This window comes from Kineococcus sp. NPDC059986 (assembly GCF_040702905.1).
Taxonomy (GTDB): domain Bacteria; phylum Actinomycetota; class Actinomycetes; order Actinomycetales; family Kineococcaceae; genus Kineococcus.
The window spans coordinates 25,443-41,424 of sequence record NZ_JBFBND010000012.1 but is presented as its reverse complement, the minus strand read 5'-3'; the positions used below and the strand labels follow the sequence as shown (position 1 = coordinate 41,424).

Annotated in this window: 14 protein-coding genes; 10 read left to right on the top strand and 4 right to left on the bottom strand. The window is 74.3% G+C overall.

Features of this window, described 5'->3' with window-relative positions; genetic code table 11:
* The first annotated feature begins 12 nt into the window (after nt 1-12).
* Together AB0637_RS11195 and AB0637_RS11190 are read left to right on the top strand one after the other, a co-directional pair.
* Nucleotides 13-867: a CARDB domain-containing protein gene (locus tag AB0637_RS11195; RefSeq protein ID WP_366172225.1), complete on the top strand. Its 855-nt coding sequence runs from the start codon at nt 13-15 to the stop codon at nt 865-867.
* A 50-nt stretch (nt 868-917) separates the two neighbouring features.
* Entirely contained in the window at nt 918-1,652 is a 735-nt protein-coding gene (locus AB0637_RS11190; protein ID WP_366172224.1) for a glutamine amidotransferase, read from the top strand.
* Here the strand turns inward: AB0637_RS11190 and AB0637_RS11185 are convergent.
* Genes AB0637_RS11185 through AB0637_RS11170 form a run of 4 tightly spaced genes read right to left on the bottom strand, consistent with a single transcriptional unit; the run spans nt 1,637 to nt 6,290 of the window.
* On the bottom strand, nt 1,637-2,452 hold the full coding sequence (locus AB0637_RS11185) for an SWIM zinc finger family protein (RefSeq protein WP_366172223.1): 816 nt from the start codon (nt 2,450-2,452) through the stop codon (nt 1,637-1,639). The two genes, AB0637_RS11190 and AB0637_RS11185, sit on opposite strands and share 16 nt — an antisense overlap.
* A complete protein-coding gene (locus tag AB0637_RS11180; RefSeq protein ID WP_366172222.1) occupies nt 2,452-5,547 on the bottom strand; it encodes a DEAD/DEAH box helicase in 3,096 nt (1,031 codons plus the stop codon). The genes AB0637_RS11185 and AB0637_RS11180 overlap by 1 nt, the downstream gene beginning before the upstream one ends.
* A gap of 9 nt (nt 5,548-5,556) precedes the next feature.
* Entirely contained in the window at nt 5,557-5,889 is a 333-nt protein-coding gene (locus tag AB0637_RS11175) for a hypothetical protein (RefSeq protein ID WP_366172221.1), read from the bottom strand.
* Entirely contained in the window at nt 5,886-6,290 is a 405-nt protein-coding gene (locus tag AB0637_RS11170) for a hypothetical protein (protein ID WP_366172220.1), read from the bottom strand. The genes AB0637_RS11175 and AB0637_RS11170 overlap by 4 nt, the downstream gene beginning before the upstream one ends.
* Before the next feature lie 196 nt (nt 6,291-6,486).
* Between AB0637_RS11170 and AB0637_RS11165 the strand changes: the two genes are divergently transcribed.
* From AB0637_RS11165 to AB0637_RS11130, 8 genes are all read left to right on the top strand, one after another.
* Nucleotides 6,487-7,875 carry a sugar porter family MFS transporter gene (locus AB0637_RS11165; RefSeq protein ID WP_366172324.1) on the top strand — a complete coding sequence of 463 codons (1,389 nt, stop codon included), beginning with the start codon at nt 6,487-6,489 and terminating at the stop codon, nt 7,873-7,875.
* A 103-nt stretch (nt 7,876-7,978) separates the two neighbouring features.
* The gene (locus AB0637_RS11160) at nt 7,979-8,116 is read left to right on the top strand and encodes a hypothetical protein (protein ID WP_366172219.1); all 138 of its coding nucleotides are present in this window, start codon (nt 7,979-7,981) and stop codon (nt 8,114-8,116) included.
* Nucleotides 8,113-8,202, top strand: a complete 90-nt coding sequence (gene kdpF / locus AB0637_RS11155; protein WP_366172218.1) for a K(+)-transporting ATPase subunit F — start codon at nt 8,113-8,115, stop codon at nt 8,200-8,202. The genes AB0637_RS11160 and kdpF overlap by 4 nt, the downstream gene beginning before the upstream one ends.
* A 13-nt stretch (nt 8,203-8,215) precedes the next feature.
* Nucleotides 8,216-9,889 carry a potassium-transporting ATPase subunit KdpA gene (gene kdpA, locus AB0637_RS11150; RefSeq protein WP_366172217.1) on the top strand — a complete coding sequence of 558 codons (1,674 nt, stop codon included), beginning with the start codon at nt 8,216-8,218 and terminating at the stop codon, nt 9,887-9,889.
* Nucleotides 9,886-12,003, top strand: coding sequence for a potassium-transporting ATPase subunit KdpB (kdpB, locus tag AB0637_RS11145; protein WP_366172216.1), 2,118 nt, complete (start codon nt 9,886-9,888; stop codon nt 12,001-12,003). The genes kdpA and kdpB overlap by 4 nt, the downstream gene beginning before the upstream one ends.
* A 5-nt stretch (nt 12,004-12,008) precedes the next feature.
* Nucleotides 12,009-12,614 carry a potassium-transporting ATPase subunit KdpC gene (gene kdpC, locus AB0637_RS11140; protein WP_366172215.1) on the top strand — a complete coding sequence of 202 codons (606 nt, stop codon included), beginning with the start codon at nt 12,009-12,011 and terminating at the stop codon, nt 12,612-12,614.
* 26 nt (nt 12,615-12,640) lie between these two features.
* The gene (locus AB0637_RS11135; RefSeq protein ID WP_366172214.1) at nt 12,641-15,247 is read left to right on the top strand and encodes a DUF4118 domain-containing protein; all 2,607 of its coding nucleotides are present in this window, start codon (nt 12,641-12,643) and stop codon (nt 15,245-15,247) included.
* Nucleotides 15,244-15,936, top strand: coding sequence for a response regulator transcription factor (locus AB0637_RS11130; RefSeq protein WP_366172213.1), 693 nt, complete (start codon nt 15,244-15,246; stop codon nt 15,934-15,936). The genes AB0637_RS11135 and AB0637_RS11130 overlap by 4 nt, the downstream gene beginning before the upstream one ends.
* The last annotated feature ends 46 nt before the right edge of the window (nt 15,937-15,982 follow it).

Here is a 15,982-nt window from a genome sequence, read left to right as displayed (position 1 = left end):
GCAGGTGTGGTCGTGGTGGGTTCGGTGGCCGGGGCGGGAGCCGTCAGCGCGGTTGCGCCGGCCCCCGACCTCGTGGTGACGTCGGTGGCTCTGCCGCCGGGAACGGTTGCGGGCCAGCAGGTCCGCTTCGCGGTGACGATCCAGAACCGGGGGAGCGCACCCACTCCCTCGGGGACGATCAGCGGGATCGGGTTCCAGGTGGACGGCCGGCTCGTCACGTGGTCGGACCAGTTCACGGACTCCCTGGCGCCGGGGAACGTCGTCACCCTCGGTGCGGTCGGGGGTCCCGGCGGCTCGGCGACGTGGACGGCGACGGCGGGAACGCACCGTCTGCGCGCGTTCGTCGACGACGCCGCGCGCATCCGGGAGTCGAACGAGGGCAACAACACGCTCGACACCACCTTCACGGTGGCGCCCGCCATCGCCCACCGGGTGCAGGGCGACACGGTCGTGTCGTCCTTCGCGGCCGTTCCCGGTCCCTCGATCACCGCCACCTCGGTGACGGGCAACGCCTTCGCGGGGTGCGTGACGGCCGACGGGGTCCTCGTGGACGGTTCGGAGCGGTTCGTGCAGACCCGTTCGGTGGGCAACGACACGTGGGCCTTCGGGTCGAAGTTCTCCGACGGCATGGGCCGGGTCGCCCCGGGTGCGACGCAGGTCCGGACCCACGTCAGCTTCACCCAGCTCCTCTACGGCTTCCAGTTCGGCCCGCCGGTGACGTGCGCGGCCGGCCAGACCCCGACGTTCACGCGCTTCCAGGCCACGTCCGTCCGCACCACCCGCTGGCTCGGGGACGTGGGCGACGGGGGCCCGCGGGTCGCGTCGGTCAGCACGCCCGTGGACGTCGACTTCGACGTCCAACCCTGAGCCGGGCGGCTCCACCCGCGCACCACCCACCCGCTGGTTAGGGTGCGCGGGTGAAGCCGTTCCTGCTGCTGGCCACCCGCGAGGACGACGCGGTGGCCGCGTCCGAGGTCGCCGCCTTCGCCCGGGAGGGCGGGCTGGGACCCGGTGGGCTGGAGGCGTTCCGGCTCGAGCGCGACCCGCTGCCCGACCTCGACCTCGACGACTGGTCCGGGATCGTCCTGGCGGGCAGCCCGTACTGCACGTCCGACCCGCAGGACGCCAAGTCCGCCGCCCAGCTGCGGGTGGAGGAGGAGCTGCACACCCTGCTCGACGAGGTCGTCGCCCGCGACGTCCCCTTCCTCGGCGCCTGCTACGGCATCGGGACGCTCGGGGTGCACCAGGGCGGGACGGTCGACCGCGAGCACGCCGAACCCGTCGGCACCGTCCCGGTCGAACTCACGGCCGACGGTCGGCGGGACCCGGTGTTCGGCGCCCTGCCGACCGTGTTCGACGCCTACGTCGGGCACAAGGAGGCGTTGCACGCGACCCCGCCCGGTGCGGTGCTGCTCGCGACGTCCGGCCCCTGCCCGGTGCAGGCGTTCCGGGTGGGCCGCAACGTCTACGCGACGCAGTTCCACCCCGAGCTGGACGCGGAGGGTTTCGTCGAGCGGTGCGGGGTGTACCGCGACGAGGGCTACTTCGCCCCCGAGGAGTTCGACGCCCTCGCCGCCCGGTTGCGGACGACGACGGCGCCGTTCGCCCCGCAGGTGTGGCGACGGTTCGTGACCCGTTACGCGCGGCCCTGACGGGGCGGTTCCCGGCGCGGTGGTTCCCGGCGCAGGGCGACGAAGAAGGGCCGCAGCACGTCGGCCGTCCCCGCCGCCCCGGGACCCAGGACGAGGTCGTCGAGGTCGTCGGCCACGGTCCGCCCTGGCACCCGGTCCCGCAGCCCGAGGTCCGGCAGGTCCCCGGCGAGGCGGTGGAACCGCGCCACGTGGACCGTGAGGTCCTCGACGGGGTCGGACGGTCCCGACGCCGCGTCGGTGATGCGGCGCACCAGGTCCGACAGCTCGACCCCGCGCAGGGTCAGCGTCGTGGCGGGGGCGGCGTCGAGCTCCTCGGCGAGCGCGTAGACGACGGCCGCCGCGTGCTTGCAGGGTTCGCCGTCGTCGGGGCAGCTGCAGTCGTAGGTGACCTCGGCGTCGGCCGGCAGCAGGTCGACGCCGATGCCGGCGAGCAGGTCGACCAGCCCCGGCGGGACGTCGCCCTCGAACAGCGGCGCGATGAGCAGCGGGTTCTCCACGACGGTCGCGACGACCGCGTCGACCTCGGCGGGCGTCCAGCGCCGCACCGTCAGCTCGACGAGGTACGGGCGGGGGCGCGACCCCTGGACCCGGGCGCCGACGGCTCCGGGGCGGGGGCGCAGTTCCACGACCTGACCGGCCCGGGCGTAGGTGCGCCCGCGCTGCAACCGGCCGCGGTCCCCACCGCGCTCCACGGCGTCGACGAACCGCTGGGACCACCAGTTCTGCGCGATCCGCCCGCGCTGGGAACGCAGCCGGGCCCCGCCACCGGGCCGCCGCCTGCCGTACTGGGAGAAGTCCATCAGTCGCCCACCGCGTCGTCACCGAGGCGCAGGAGTTCGCGCAGCGCGTCGGTGTCGAGGTCGGTGATCCAGCCCTCACCGCTGCCGACCACCCGGTCGGCGAGGTCGCGCTTGCGGCTGATGACGGCGTCCACGCGCTCCTCCACGGTCCCGACGCTGACGAGCTTGCGGACCTGCACCTGCCGGTGCTGCCCGATGCGGAACGCCCGGTCGGTCGCCTGGTCCTCGACGGCGGGGTTCCACCAGCGGTCGACGTGCACGACGTGGTTGGCGGCCACCAGGTTCAGCCCCGTCCCCCCGGCCTTGAGCGAGAGCAGCATGACGCCCGGACCGTCGGCCCGGCCGAACTCCTCGACCATCGCGTCGCGCCCCCGCCGGCTCACCCCGCCGTGCAGGAACGGCACGGGTTCACCCGTCAGACCCGCCAGGTGCGGGCCGAGCAGGTGGCCGAACTCCGCGAACTGCGTGAAGCACAGGACCTTCTCGCCCTCGGCGCGGGCTGCGGTGACGATGTCGTCGAGCAGTTGCAGCTTGCCCGAGCGGTGCCGGCCCCGGTGCAGCACGGGGGAGGAGTCCCCGAGGTAGTGCGCGGGGTGGTTGCAGATCTGCTTCAGGCGTGTGAGGGCGGCCAGGACCAGCCCGCGTCGCGACAACCCGCCCGGGTCGGAGTCCTTGTCCTGCAACCGTTCGGTGAGGTCGTCGACGGCCCGCCGGTACAACGCCGCCTGTTCGGGGGTGAGGTTGGCCCGCACCGTCATCTCGATCTTCTCGGGCAGGTCGCCGGCCACGGCCGGGTCCGTCTTGACCCGGCGCAGGACGAACGGCCGGGTGACGAGCGCGAGGCGCTGCGCCGGTTCGGCGTGGCCGAGCTTCTCGATGGGCACGGCGAACCGGTCGCGGAACGTCGCGGCGCTGCCGAGGAGCCCGGGGTTGGTGGCGTCCAGGACGGCGCGCAGGTCCTCGAGGCGGTTCTCCACCGGGGTTCCGGTGAGCGCGACGCGGTGCCGCGAGCCGACGGCCCGGACGGCGCGGGCCTGCCGGGTGTTGGCGTTCTTGACGTACTGGGCCTCGTCGAGGGCGAGGCGGTGCCAGTCCGCGGCGGCGAGGTCGGCGACGTCGCGCACGAGGAGCCCGTACGTCGTGACGACCAGGTCGCGCTCGGCGGCGAGCGCGGTGAACTCCGCCCCGCGGGGGCGGGCGGGGCCGTGGTGGACGTGCACGCGCAGGTCCGGGGTGAACCTCGCCGCCTCGGCGGCCCAGTTCCCCACGACGGACATCGGGCAGACGAGCAGCGTCGGCCCCGGGCCCTCGCCCCCGGCCCGTTCGTGCGCGAGCAGCGCGAGCAGCTGCAGCGTCTTGCCCAGCCCCATGTCGTCGGCCAGGACGGCGCCGAGCCCCAGCTGCGACATCGTCGCCAGCCAGGTCAGGCCGCGCCGCTGGTAGGGCCGCAGGACCGCCTGCAGCCCCGGCGGGTCGGGGAGTTCGGGCAGCCGCTCGGCGGCGTTCCCGGACAGCACGTCGCCGAGCACACCCCGCGCGTCCACCGACGTCACGGGGCCGGGCAGGTCCCGGCCCGTGCCGACGGCGGCCAGGACGTCGAGGAGCGTGGCGCGGCCGGTGCCGCGGGTGCGCAGGAACCGGGCGCTGCGGGCGAGGGCCTCGGCGTCGACCTGGACCCACTCCCCGCGGAACCGCACGAGGGACGCCTTCGAGGCGGCGAGCGCGAGCAGTTCGGCCTCGGTGACGGGGGAGTCGCCGAGCGCCGCCTGCCACCGGAAGTCGAGCAGGTCGTCCTTGCGCACCTGCGGGTCGGTGATGACCCCGGGCTGGGTGGCGGCCGCCGAGAGCGAGAACGTCAGCGCCTTGCGGGTCCAGTGCCGCGGCAGTTGCACGGCGATCCCGGCGGCGTCCAGGCGCGGGGCACCGTGCTCGACGAGGTCGAGGAGCTCGGCGATCGACAGTTCCACGCCGTCCTGCGCGGCCGCGTCGGTCCGGCCGCCCAGCAGGCGCTTCAGCGGCGGGTGCGCGGCCCCGGCCCGCGCGGCACCCGTCAGCAGGACGAGCAGCGGGTCCTCCCCACCGCCTCCCGGACCGGCCGTGCGCGACTCGGTCCGGGCCTCCTCCAGCGTCAGGACGAGGCTGGGGTCGTCGAGGGGCCGCAGCCGCACCTGCAGCCGCCAGGTCTGGTCGGGGGCGTCCGCGTCCTCGGTCTCCCCGCTCCCGTCGAGGTGCCCGTCCGCCAGGGCCTGCGGGACGTCCTCCCACGGGTCGGGTTCGACGACGCGCAGCAGGACGTCGTACCCGGCCTCCTCGCCGCTGCGCTGCCACTCCCGCACGCGGCGGGACAGGGCCGGCCAGCCCTCGCCGCGCAGGGTCCGGCCCGTGCGCAGGGCGTCCACCCACGCGCGGGGCCCGGCGCCCTCGGGCAGGTCGTGGGGGACGACCCCGGCGGTCCGGGCGGCGACGAGGACGTCGACGACGACCGCGCAGACGTCGTCGAGGAGGTCGAGCGCCGCGGGCGGTCCCTGGCGGGGCCCGCCGGGAGACCGTTCGGCGCGCAGCACGGGCGGGCACGCCTCGGCCACCGCCGCGCGCCACCGGCCGAGCGCGCGGTCGGGGGCGGGGACCCAGCGGGCCGTGAACCCCCCGTCACCGGTGGGGTGCAGGTCGGGCAGGACGTGCCCGGCGTCGACGGCCCGGCGGGCGGCGGCGGCCACGTGCACGAGCCAGCGCAGACCGTCGGACAGTGCGACCGCGCGCTCGTCGCGGGGTTCGCGGGCCAGTTCGGCGAAGAGCGCGACGGCCCGCTCCCCGCCGAGCTCGGCGACGTCGAGGTCGACGGGCAGCAGCCGCAGGTCGGCCCGGGGCCGGCCCGTCGAGGCGGCCGGTCGGCCGGACGGGGTGCACGGCAGCAGGAGGGAGAGGGTGCCCGTGGTGGGGGCGGCCAGCGCGCGGGCCAGGTCCGTCGACGTCCGGGCTCCGGAGGCGAGCTCGGCCAGGTCGCCGGGCCGGGCGGGACCCGGACGGCGGCGGGGGGCCTCCACCCACAGGGCCAGCCGGTGCTGCCGGGTCCAGAGACCGTGGACGACGAGCACCCGCGCAGCCTACGTGCTGGCGGTGCGCCCCCGCGGGTCCGCTGTCCGGGCGGCCCGACGGCCGCAGAACCAGCCCGTGGCGGCGGCGGCCGCGAGGAGCAGGACGTCCTCGGCCCGGTCCGGTCCGGCGCCGCGGGGGTCGAGGACGACCGTGTGCAGGGCGGCGACGACGAGCGCCGGGGCGGCCGTCGCCCACCCCGGGAGCCCCAGGGCGCCGACGAGGGTCGTGGCCACGAGGACGAGGACGGTCGCGGCGGGGGAGGCGTGGGCCAGGGTGGTGGCGGTGACGCCGAACGCGAGGGTGCCCAGGGCGAGCGCGGCGCCGCGTCCGGTGCGCGTCACCGGCGCACTCCGGCCCGGCGGACGCGGTCGGCCGCGCCCGTCAGCAGGGCCGCCGCCGCGAACAGCAGCAGTTCCTGCCAGCGTCCGTCGCCGAAGCGCAGGACTCCGTCGTGGCCGGTGACGAAACCCGTGAGCACGGCCCACGCGGCGAACGCCGTGAGCAGGGCGAACGCGGGCCGGGTGTCCAGCGAACCGGCCAGGACCGCACCGAGGAACAGGACGGTGGCGGCCGGCCCGCGCAGCCCGGCCGCGTCGCACACGACGGCGAGGACGACGAGTGCCAGCCCGACGGCGAGCAGCAGGACCGGGGGCGGCAGGCGCAGGTCCGGTCCCAGTGCGGGGGGTCTCGCGGGCGGTCTCGCGGGCTGTCTGGCGGGGGGTGAGGAGGGGACGGTGCTCATGCCTCCCAGCGTCGGCCGGTGCCCCGCGCGGGGGGAGGGGAGGAGGCGTCAAACCCGCGTCAACGAGCGTCAGGAACGCGTCAGGGGACCGTCCCGGGGTCCCGACGCGCGCCGGTGGCTTTGCGGTGCTTGGGTCGGGAACGTGGACCGATCACGTGGCGCAGCTCACACGTCCGACGCGACGCGGGGAGGGGAGCTGACCGGTGCGGTCGTCGTCGTGGCCCTCGTCTCCGCCGTCTCGGGCCTCCTCTACGGCTACGACACCGGGATCATCTCCGGCGCGCTGCTGCAGATCGGCGACGAGTTCAGCATCGGCAACGGCTGGGAGCAGGTCATCGCGGCCTCGATCCTCGCCGGCGCCGTCGTGGGCGCCCTGACGTGCAGCCGCCTCAGCGAACGCCGGGGCCGGCGCGGGACGCTGCTCGTCGTCGCCGTCGTGTTCGTCGTCGGCACGGTCGGCGCCGCCCTGGCCCCGAACCCCGAACTGCTGTCCCTCGCCCGGCTCGTGCTGGGCTTCGCCGTCGGCGGGGCCACGCAGACCGCCCCCACGTACGTCGCGGAACTGTCGCCCACGGCGTACCGGGGACGGCTCGTGCTCTGCTTCCAGATCGCGATCGGCGCCGGCATCCTGATCGCGACGGTCGTGGGCGCCAGCGAGGCCGTCGACTGGCGGGTCTCGATCGGCGCGGCCGCCGTGCCGGCCGCGGTGATGCTCGTCCTCATGCTGCGGTTGCCCGAGAGCCCGCGCTGGCTCCTCGGGGCCGACCGGCAGGACGACGCGCGCACCTCGCTGGAGCGGGTGCGGCCCGACTCCGCGGACGTGGACGCGGAACTTCGCGAGATCGGCGAGCTGGTCCGCGAGGAGGGCGCGTCGCGCACGCGCGGCTGGCGGGGGTGGAGGGAGGGCTGGGTCCGGCCCGCGGTGGTCGTCGGCTGCGGGCTGGCGGTCTTCACGCAGCTGTCCGGGATCGAGATGATCGTCTACTACTCCCCGACGATCCTCACCGACAACGACTTCCCGCAGTCCACGGCGTTGCGGGTCTCGGTGGCACTGGGGGCGACGTACCTCGTGGCCCAGCTCGTGGGGTTGGCCGTCATCGACCGGGTCGGACGCCGTCGCCTGACGCTCGTCACCCTGCCCGGTGCCGTGCTGGCCATGGTCGTCCTCGGGACGTTCTTCGTCACCGGCCACAGCGGCAAGGCGCAGGTGCCGTGGATCATCGCCACCCTCGTGGCGTTCATGGCCTTCACGGCCGGCGGCATCCAGCTCATGGGCTGGCTCACCGGGTCCGAGGTCTACCCGCTGGCCGTCCGCTCGGCCGGTGCCGCGGCGCAGTCCGCAGCGCTGTGGGGCACCAACCTGCTCATCACGCTGACCCTGCTGAGCGTCATCGACACCATCGGGACGGGGCAGACGTTCTGGCTCTACGCCCTCTTCAACGTCCTGGCGTTCGTGTTCCTGTACCGGCGCATGCCGGAGCTGACGGGGCGGAGCCTGGAAGAGATCGAGGGCCGGCTGCACGAGGGGCGCTTCCGGCCGGCCGACTTCGCGGCCGACGCGACGGAGGGCGCGGCCACCCGGTGACGTGACCCGGTGACGTGACCGAGGGCCCGCGTCAGGAAGGCGTCAACGAGGACGCCCCGGACCGTCAAGGACGCGTCAGGACCGCGGGAGCGGGCCACCGGCGGTGCTGAGGTGGTCGGGTTCGATCCCGCCACCCCGTCTCACCCTGGAGTCCCCCGTGCTCGACGTCGGGTTCGTCGCCCTGACCCTCGCCCTGGCCGCCGCCGGCGCCCTGCTGGTGCGCGCGCTGGAGCGCCGGTGAGCGCCACGGCGGCGGTGGGCCTCGTGCTCGCCGTCGTGATCGCCGGATACCTGTTGTACGCGCTGCTGCGCCCCGAGAAGTTCTGACGGAGAACCACTGATGACCGACACCACGGCGGGTCTGCTCCAGATCGGCCTGCTCGTCCTCCTCCTCGCCGCGTGCCACGTGCCGCTGGGCGACCACATGGCCCGCACCTTCACCAGCGCGCGCCACCTGCGGATCGAACGCGGGCTCTACCGGGTGCTGCGCGTCGACGGGGACGCCGACACCCGCTGGCCCACCTACGCGTTGTCCGTCCTGGGCTTCTCGGTCGTCTCGATCCTCTTCCTCTACGCGTTCCTGCGGCTGCAGCAGTTCCTGCCGCTGTCGCTGGGGATGCCCGCCATGGAGCCGACGCAGGCGTGGAACACGGCCGTGTCCTTCGTGACGAACACGAACTGGCAGTCCTACTCCGGTGAGTCGGCGCTGGGCCACCTGGTCCAGATGGCCGGCCTGGCGGTGCAGAACTTCCTGTCGGCCGCCGTCGGCATCGCCGTGGCCGTCGCCCTGGTGCGGGGCCTGGTCTCGCGCGGGTCCGGCACCATCGGGAACTTCTGGGTCGACCTGACCCGCACGACGCTGCGCATCCTGCTGCCGCTGTCCGTGGTCGCCGCGGTCGTCCTGCTGCTGACCGGCGTGGTGCAGAACTTCTCGGGCGCCACGACCTACACGACGCTCGCGGGCGGCTCGCAGACGATCATCGGCGGGCCCATCGCCTCCCAGGAGGCCATCAAGGAGCTCGGGACGAACGGTGGCGGGTTCTTCAACGCGAACTCCGCGCACCCGTTCGAGGGGCCGACCGCGATCGCGAGCCTGTTCGAGGTGTTCCTCCTGCTCGTCATCCCGTTCTCGCTGCCCCGCACGTTCGGCAAGCTCGTCGGGGACCACCGCCAGGGGCTGGCGATCCTGTCCGTCATGGGCTCGGTCTTCGCGATCAGCCTCGCCGTGACGACGTGGGCCGAGACGAACGCGCTGGGGACCGTCCCGCAGGCCGTGGGGGCGTCGATGGAGGGCAAGGAGACGCGGTTCGGCGAGTGGTTGTCCGCCCTCTTCGCGACCGCGACGACGTCGACCTCGACGGGGGCGGTGAACTCCTTCCACGACAGCTACACCGCGGCCGGCGGCGGGATGCTGCTGCTCAACATGATGCTGGGCGAGGTCACCCCCGGCGGCACGGGGTCCGGTCTCTACGGCATGTTGATCCTGGCCGTCATCACGGTGTTCGTCGCCGGCCTCATGGTGGGCCGCACGCCGGAGTACCTCGGCAAGGGCATCCGCCAGCGCGAGATCACCTACGCGGCGCTCTACATCCTGGCGACGCCGTTCGCCCTGCTCGTCGGGGCGGCCATCGCGCTCTCGAGCCCGGACACCCGCTCGGCCATGCTCAACAGCGGGCCGCACGGCCTGTCGGAGGTGCTCTACGCCTTCGCCTCCGCCGCGAACAACAACGGGTCCGCGTTCGCCGGGCTCAGCGTGAACACCCCGTTCTGGAACATCGCGCTCGGTCTGGCGATGGCCATCGGCCGCTTCCTGCCGATGCTGCTCGTGCTGGCCCTGGCCGGCGCCTTCGCCCAGCAGCGGCCGGCGGCCGAGACGGCCGGGACGCTCCCCACCCGGACCCCGACGTTCGCCGGCATGCACTTCGCGGTGGTCGTCGTCGTCACCGCCCTGACGTTCTTCCCCGCCCTGGCCCTCGGCCCGATCGCCGAGGCCCTCACTGGAGCCCAGTCGTGAGCACCGTCACCAGCACCCCCGCCCCCGAGTCCCCGACCACCGGACCGACCGGGCCGCACCGCGTCTCCAGCGGCGCGTTCAGCCCGGCCCAGCTCGTGCAGTCCCTGCCGGACGCGTTCCGCAAGCTCGACCCGCGCCACCTCGTCAAGACGCCCGTCATGTTCGTCGTGGCGGTCGGGGCGGTCCTCACGACGGTCCTGGCGATCACCGACCCGTCGGTGTTCTCGTGGGTCATCGTCGCCTGGCTGTGGATCACCGTGCTGTTCGCCAACCTCGCCGAGGCCGTCGCCGAGGGTCGCGGTCGCGCCCAGGCGGCGTCGCTGCGCAAGGTGAGTTCGGAGACCGTGGCGCGGCGCCTGAAGGACGGCAGCGAGGAGGAGCGGATCGCCTCCAGCCAGCTGCGCGTCGGTGACCTCGTCGTCATCGAGGCGGGCGAGACGGTCCCCGGTGACGGCGACGTCGTCGAGGGGGTCGCCAGCGTCGACGAGTCCGCCATCACGGGGGAGTCGGCACCGGTCATCCGCGAGTCCGGCGGCGACCGCAGCGCCGTCACCGGCGGCACGACCGTCCTGTCCGACCGCATCGTCGTGCGGATCTCCGCCAAACCGGGTGAGAGCTTCGTCGACCGGATGATCGCCCTCGTCGAGGGGTCGGCGCGCCAGCGCACGCCCAACGAGATCGCGCTGAACATCCTGCTCGCCAGCCTGACCCTGGTGTTCCTGCTGGCCGTCGTGACCCTGCAGCCCATGGCCGTCTACTCGGGCCGGCCGCAGAGCACCGTCGTGCTCGTCGCGCTGCTCGTCTGCCTCATCCCCACCACCATCGGCGCGCTGCTGTCGGCCATCGGCATCGCCGGCATGGACCGCCTCGTGCAGCGCAACGTCCTGGCGATGTCGGGCCGGGCCGTCGAGGCCGCCGGCGACGTCGGGACCCTGCTGCTCGACAAGACCGGGACCATCACCCTCGGGAACCGGCAGGCGCACGAACTCGTCGCGGCCCCCGGGGTCACGCTGTCCGTCCTGGCCGACGCCGCGCAGCTGTCCAGCCTCGCCGACGCGACCCCCGAGGGCCGGTCCGTGGTCGTCCTCGTCAAGGAGCAGTTCGGCCTGCGGGCGCGTTCGGAGGGCGAACTGCCCGGCGCGGAGTTCGTGCCGTTCACCGCCCAGACCCGCATGTCGGGGGTGAACCTCGTCACCGACACCGGGACGCGGGAGATCCGCAAGGGCGCCGCGGCCGCCGCGACGCACTGGGTCCGCGAACTCGGCGGGGACGTCCCGGCCGAGGTCGGCCAGGTCGTCGAGGACATCTCCACCGCCGGCGGGACCCCGCTCGTCGTGGCGGAGCACGTCATCAGGAACGGGGGCGGAACCGCCCGCGTCCTGGGCGTGATCCACCTCAAGGACGTCGTCAAGGAGGGCATGCGGGAACGCTTCGAGCAGTTGCGCGCCATGGGGATCCGCACCGTCATGGTGACCGGGGACAACGAGCGCACCGCCCGGGCCATCGCGATCGAGGCCGGCGTGGACGACGTGCTGGCCGAGGCGACGCCGGAGGACAAGCTCGAGCTCATCCGCAAGGAGCAGTCCGGCGGCCGGCTCGTGGCGATGATGGGCGACGGGACGAACGACGCCCCGGCCCTGGCCCAGGCCGACGTCGGGGTGGCCATGAACACCGGGACGACCGCGGCCAAGGAGGCCGGGAACATGGTCGACCTGGACTCCAACCCGACGAAGCTCATCGAGATCGTCGAGATCGGCAAGCAGCTGCTCATCACCCGCGGCGCGCTGACGACGTTCTCCATCGCCAACGACATCGCCAAGTACTTCGCCATCATCCCGGCGATGTTCGTGACGACGTTCCCGCAGCTCGACGTCCTCAACGTCATGCGGCTGGCGACGCCGGAGTCCGCCATCGTCTCCGCGGTCGTGTTCAACGCGCTCGTCATCGTGGCGCTCATCCCGCTGGCCCTGCGCGGGGTGCGGTACCGGCCCTCCAGTGCCGCGTCCCTGCTGCGCCGCAACCTGTTCGTCTACGGCCTCGGCGGGGTGGTGGTGCCGTTCATCGGCATCAAGCTCCTCGACCTGCTCATCTCCCAGATCCCCGGAATCGGCTGAGAAGAATGTCCCTCACCTTCACGAACCTCTTCCGCCAGGCCCGCACCGGCCTCGGGCTGCTGCTCGCGGCCACCGTCGTCCTCGGGTTGCTGTACCCGCTGCTGGTGTTCGGGATCGGCCGGCTCACCCCCGGCCGCGCCGACGGGCAGATCGTCAGCAGCGCCTCCGTCAACGGCGGCAAGCCGGTCGGTTCGGTCCTCATCGGCCAGGCGTTCACCGGGAACCAGTGGTTCTGGCCCCGTCCCTCGGCGGCGGGCAAGGACGGTTACGACCCGACCTCCAGCGGCGCCTCGAACCTCGGTCCGGAGAGTTCGGACCTGCTCAAGGCCGTGCAGGAGCGCCGCGCCACGCTGGCGGCCGCCGACGGGACCGCCCCCGCTGCGGTCGCCCCGGACGCGCTGACGGCCTCCGGTTCGGGGCTCGACCCCGACATCTCCCCGGAGTACGCGCAGCAGCAGGTGGCCCGCGTCGCCACGGCGCGCGGCCTGAGCGAGCAGCAGGTGCAGGCGCTCGTCGCGCAGCACACCGAGGGCCGTCAGCTCGGGTTCGTCGGCGAACCGGTCGTCAACGTCCTGCAGCTGAACCTCGCCCTGCAGCAGCTCGCCTCCTGACCGCTCCGATGGCGCAGACTGACGGGGTGGAGCGCGACGCCCGTCCCAGCAGGCAGGCCCCGGGGAGCGAGTTCGTCCGCCGGGGGCGGCTCAGGGTCTTCCTCGGCGCCGCCCCCGGCGTCGGCAAGACCTTCGCCGCCCTCGACGAGGCGCACCGTCGGGCCGAGCGGGGCACCGACGTCGTCGTGGGGCTCGTGGAGTGCCACCGGCGCGAACGCACCGAGGCCCAGCTCGCGGGCCTGGAGGTCCTGCCGCGCCGGTCGGTCGGCCACCGCGGTCTCGACGTCGCCGAGCTCGACGTCGAGGCCGTGCTGCGCCGCCGTCCCGAGGTGGTGGTCGTCGACGAGCTCGCCCACACCAACGCCCCCGGCGTCGTCGAGGCCGGCGGGAACGCCAAGCGCTGGCAGGACGTCGAGCAGATCCTCGCGGCCGGCATCGACGTCGTGTCCACCGTCAACATCCAGCACCTCGAATCGCTCAACGACGTCGTCGAGCACATCACCGGCATCGAGCAGCGCGAGACGATCCCCGACGCGGTGCTGCGCCGTGCCGACCAGGTCCAGCTCGTCGACATGACGCCGGAGGCCCTGCAGCGCAGGCTCTCGCACGGGAACGTCTACGCCGCCGACCGCGTCGACGCCGCGCTGTCGAACTACTTCCGCACCGGGAACCTCACCGCCCTGCGCGAACTGGCCCTGCTGTGGCTGGCCGACCGCGTCGACGAGGGCCTGGAGCGCTACCGCGCCCAGCAGGGGATCGAGGCCACCTGGCCCGCCCGCGAACGCGTCGTCGTCGCCCTCACAGGCGGCCCCGAGGGCGCCACGCTCGTCCGGCGCGCGGCGCGGCTCGCCGGTCGCGGCGCCGGCGGGGAACTGCACGCCGTCCACGTCGCCCGCGGGGACGGGCTCGTCCGCAGTTCCCCGGCGCGGCTGGCCGAGCAGCGCGACCTCGTCGAGGCCCTCGGCGGCACCTACCACCAGGTGGTGGGGGAGGACGTCGCCACGTCCCTGCTGGAGTTCGCGCGCGGGGTCAACGCCTCGCAGATCGTCGTGGGCGCCAGCCGGCACCGGCCGCTGGCCTCCCTCGTGCGCCGCAGCGTCGGCGACGCCGTCGTCCGCGGGTCCGGGGCGATCGACGTCCTCGTCGTGACCCACGAGGAACAGGCCAAACCCTTCGAGCTGCCCCGGCCGGCCCGGGCGGCGCTGTCGGGGGAGCGGCGCGTCCTCGGCTGGGTCGTGGCCCTGCTCGGTCCGCTCGCGGTCACGGGGGCCCTGCTGCTCATCCCGCGCCAGGACCTCTCGACCGACCTCATGGTGTTCCTCGTCGTCGTCGTGGGCGCCGCGCTGGCCGGCGGGGTGCTGCCCGCGCTCGCCGCCGCGCTGGCGGCCGGGCTCGCCGTGAACTGGTTCTTCACCGAACCGGTGCACCAGTTCACCATCGCGCAGCCGGCCAACGCCGTGGCCCTGGCGGTGTTCCTGCTCGTCGCCCTCGCCGTCTCCTCCCTCGTCGACACCGCCGCCCGCCGCACGCGCGACGCGCAGCGCTCCCGCGCGGAGTCCGAGGCCCTGTCCGTCCTGACCCGCACGGCGCTGCTGGCGACCGACCCCCTCAGCGAGGCCCTGCGGCACACCCGGGAGACCTTCGCGGTGGACTCGGTGACGCTGCTGGAGCGCACCGACCCGCAGTCGCCGTGGACGGTCGCGGGCGCCACCGGGGAACCGGTCTGCACCCAGCCCGGCGACGCGGACGCCGAGGTCGTCGTCGACGACACCACCTGCCTGCTGCTGCGCGGACGGCTGCTCGTCGCCGACGACCGCCGGATCCTGGAGGTGTTCGCGGCCCAGGTCGCCGCCATCCGGCAGCGGCAGCGGTTGCGCGCCGAGGCCGCGCAGGTGCGCCGCCTCGAGGAGGGCGACGCCGTCCGCGGTGCGCTGCTGACGGCCGTCTCGCACGACCTGCGGACCCCGTTGGCGACCCTCAAGGCCTCGCTGGACAGCCTGCGGGCCAGGGACATCGTGCTGCCCGAGGAGGTGCGCGACGAGCTCCTGGAGGAGGTCTCGCACTCCGCGGACCGGCTGCAGGCCCTCATCGACGACCTCCTCGACCTCACCCGCGTGCGCAGCGGGGTCGTCGAACCCCACCTCGTCGTCGTCGACCTCGACGAGGTCGTCGCGGCCGCCGTGCGGGACCTGCCGGGCGTGGAGGTGCGCGTGCCCGCCGACCTGCCGCCGGTCTCCACCGACCCCGGGCTGCTGCAGCGGGTGGTGGCCAACCTCGCGCAGAACGCCGTCCGGCACGGGGCCGGGTCCGGCAGCTCGAAGGTGCAGGTCGACGCCGTCGTCGCGACGGAGGACGGCCACCGCGCCGTCCGCCTGCTCGTCGTCGACCACGGACCGGGGTTGCCGGGTGCCGCCAAGGAGCGCGCCTTCACGCCGTTCCAGCGGCTCGGCGACCGCTCGACGGCCGGTCTCGGTCTCGGGCTGGCCGTGGCGCGCGGGCTGGCCGAGGCCGTCGGCGGCCGGCTCGACGCCGAGGACACCCCCGGGGGCGGGCTGACGATGGTGCTGGAGCTGCCGCTGGCGGGGCACGCGCACGAGCTCGCCCCCGAGCCTGCGGCAGGATCGACGGCGTGAGCCACGCGAAGCACCGGGTCCTCGTCGTCGACGACGAACCGGGTCTGCGGCGGGCGTTGTCGATCAACCTGTCCGCGCGCGGCTGGGACGTCACGGTCGCCGCCGACGGGGCCTCCGCCCTGGAGGCCGCGGCGGCGACCCACCCGGACGTCGTGCTGCTCGACCTGGGGCTGCCCGACCTCGACGGCCTGGAGGTCATCGCCGGCATCCGCGGCTGGAGCCCGGTGCCGATCATCGTGCTGACGGCCCGGACGGCGTCGGCCGACGCGGTCGAGGCCCTCGACGCCGGCGCCGACGACTACGTCACCAAGCCGTTCGCGATGGACGTGCTCCTGGCCCGGCTGCGGGCCGCCGTCCGGCGCGGGGTCGGCGCCGAGGCGTCGGCCCCGGAGGTGCTGGACGCCGGCGGGCTGCACATCGACCTGGCGCGCCGGACCGTGACGCGGGACGGGCAGCCCGTCAAGCTCACGCCGACGGAGTGGCACCTGCTGCAGGTGCTCGTCACCAACGCGGGCCGGCTCGTGAGCCAGACCCAGCTGCTGCAGGAGGTGTGGGGTCCGGCCTACGGGCGGGAGACGAACTACCTGCGGGTGTACGTGGGGCAGCTGCGCCGCAAGCTCGAGGAGGTCCCGTCCTCGCCGAAGCACCTCATCACCGAACCGGGGATGGGGTACCGCTTCGAGCTGTGAGGCCTTCCGGCACCGCGTCCGGACGGGTGGTGCCGTGTCAGGGACG

Coding starts and splice junctions, on each gene's coding strand:
- kdpA (WP_366172217.1), top strand. CDS start 8,216: ATGACCGACACCACGGCGGGTCTGCTCCAGATCGGCCTGCTCGTCCTC.
- kdpC (WP_366172215.1), top strand. CDS start 12,009: ATGTCCCTCACCTTCACGAACCTCTTCCGCCAGGCCCGCACCGGCCTC.
- AB0637_RS11170 (WP_366172220.1), bottom strand. CDS start 6,290: ATGAGCACCGTCCCCTCCTCACCCCCCGCCAGACAGCCCGCGAGACCG.
- AB0637_RS11185 (WP_366172223.1), bottom strand. CDS start 2,452: ATGGACTTCTCCCAGTACGGCAGGCGGCGGCCCGGTGGCGGGGCCCGG.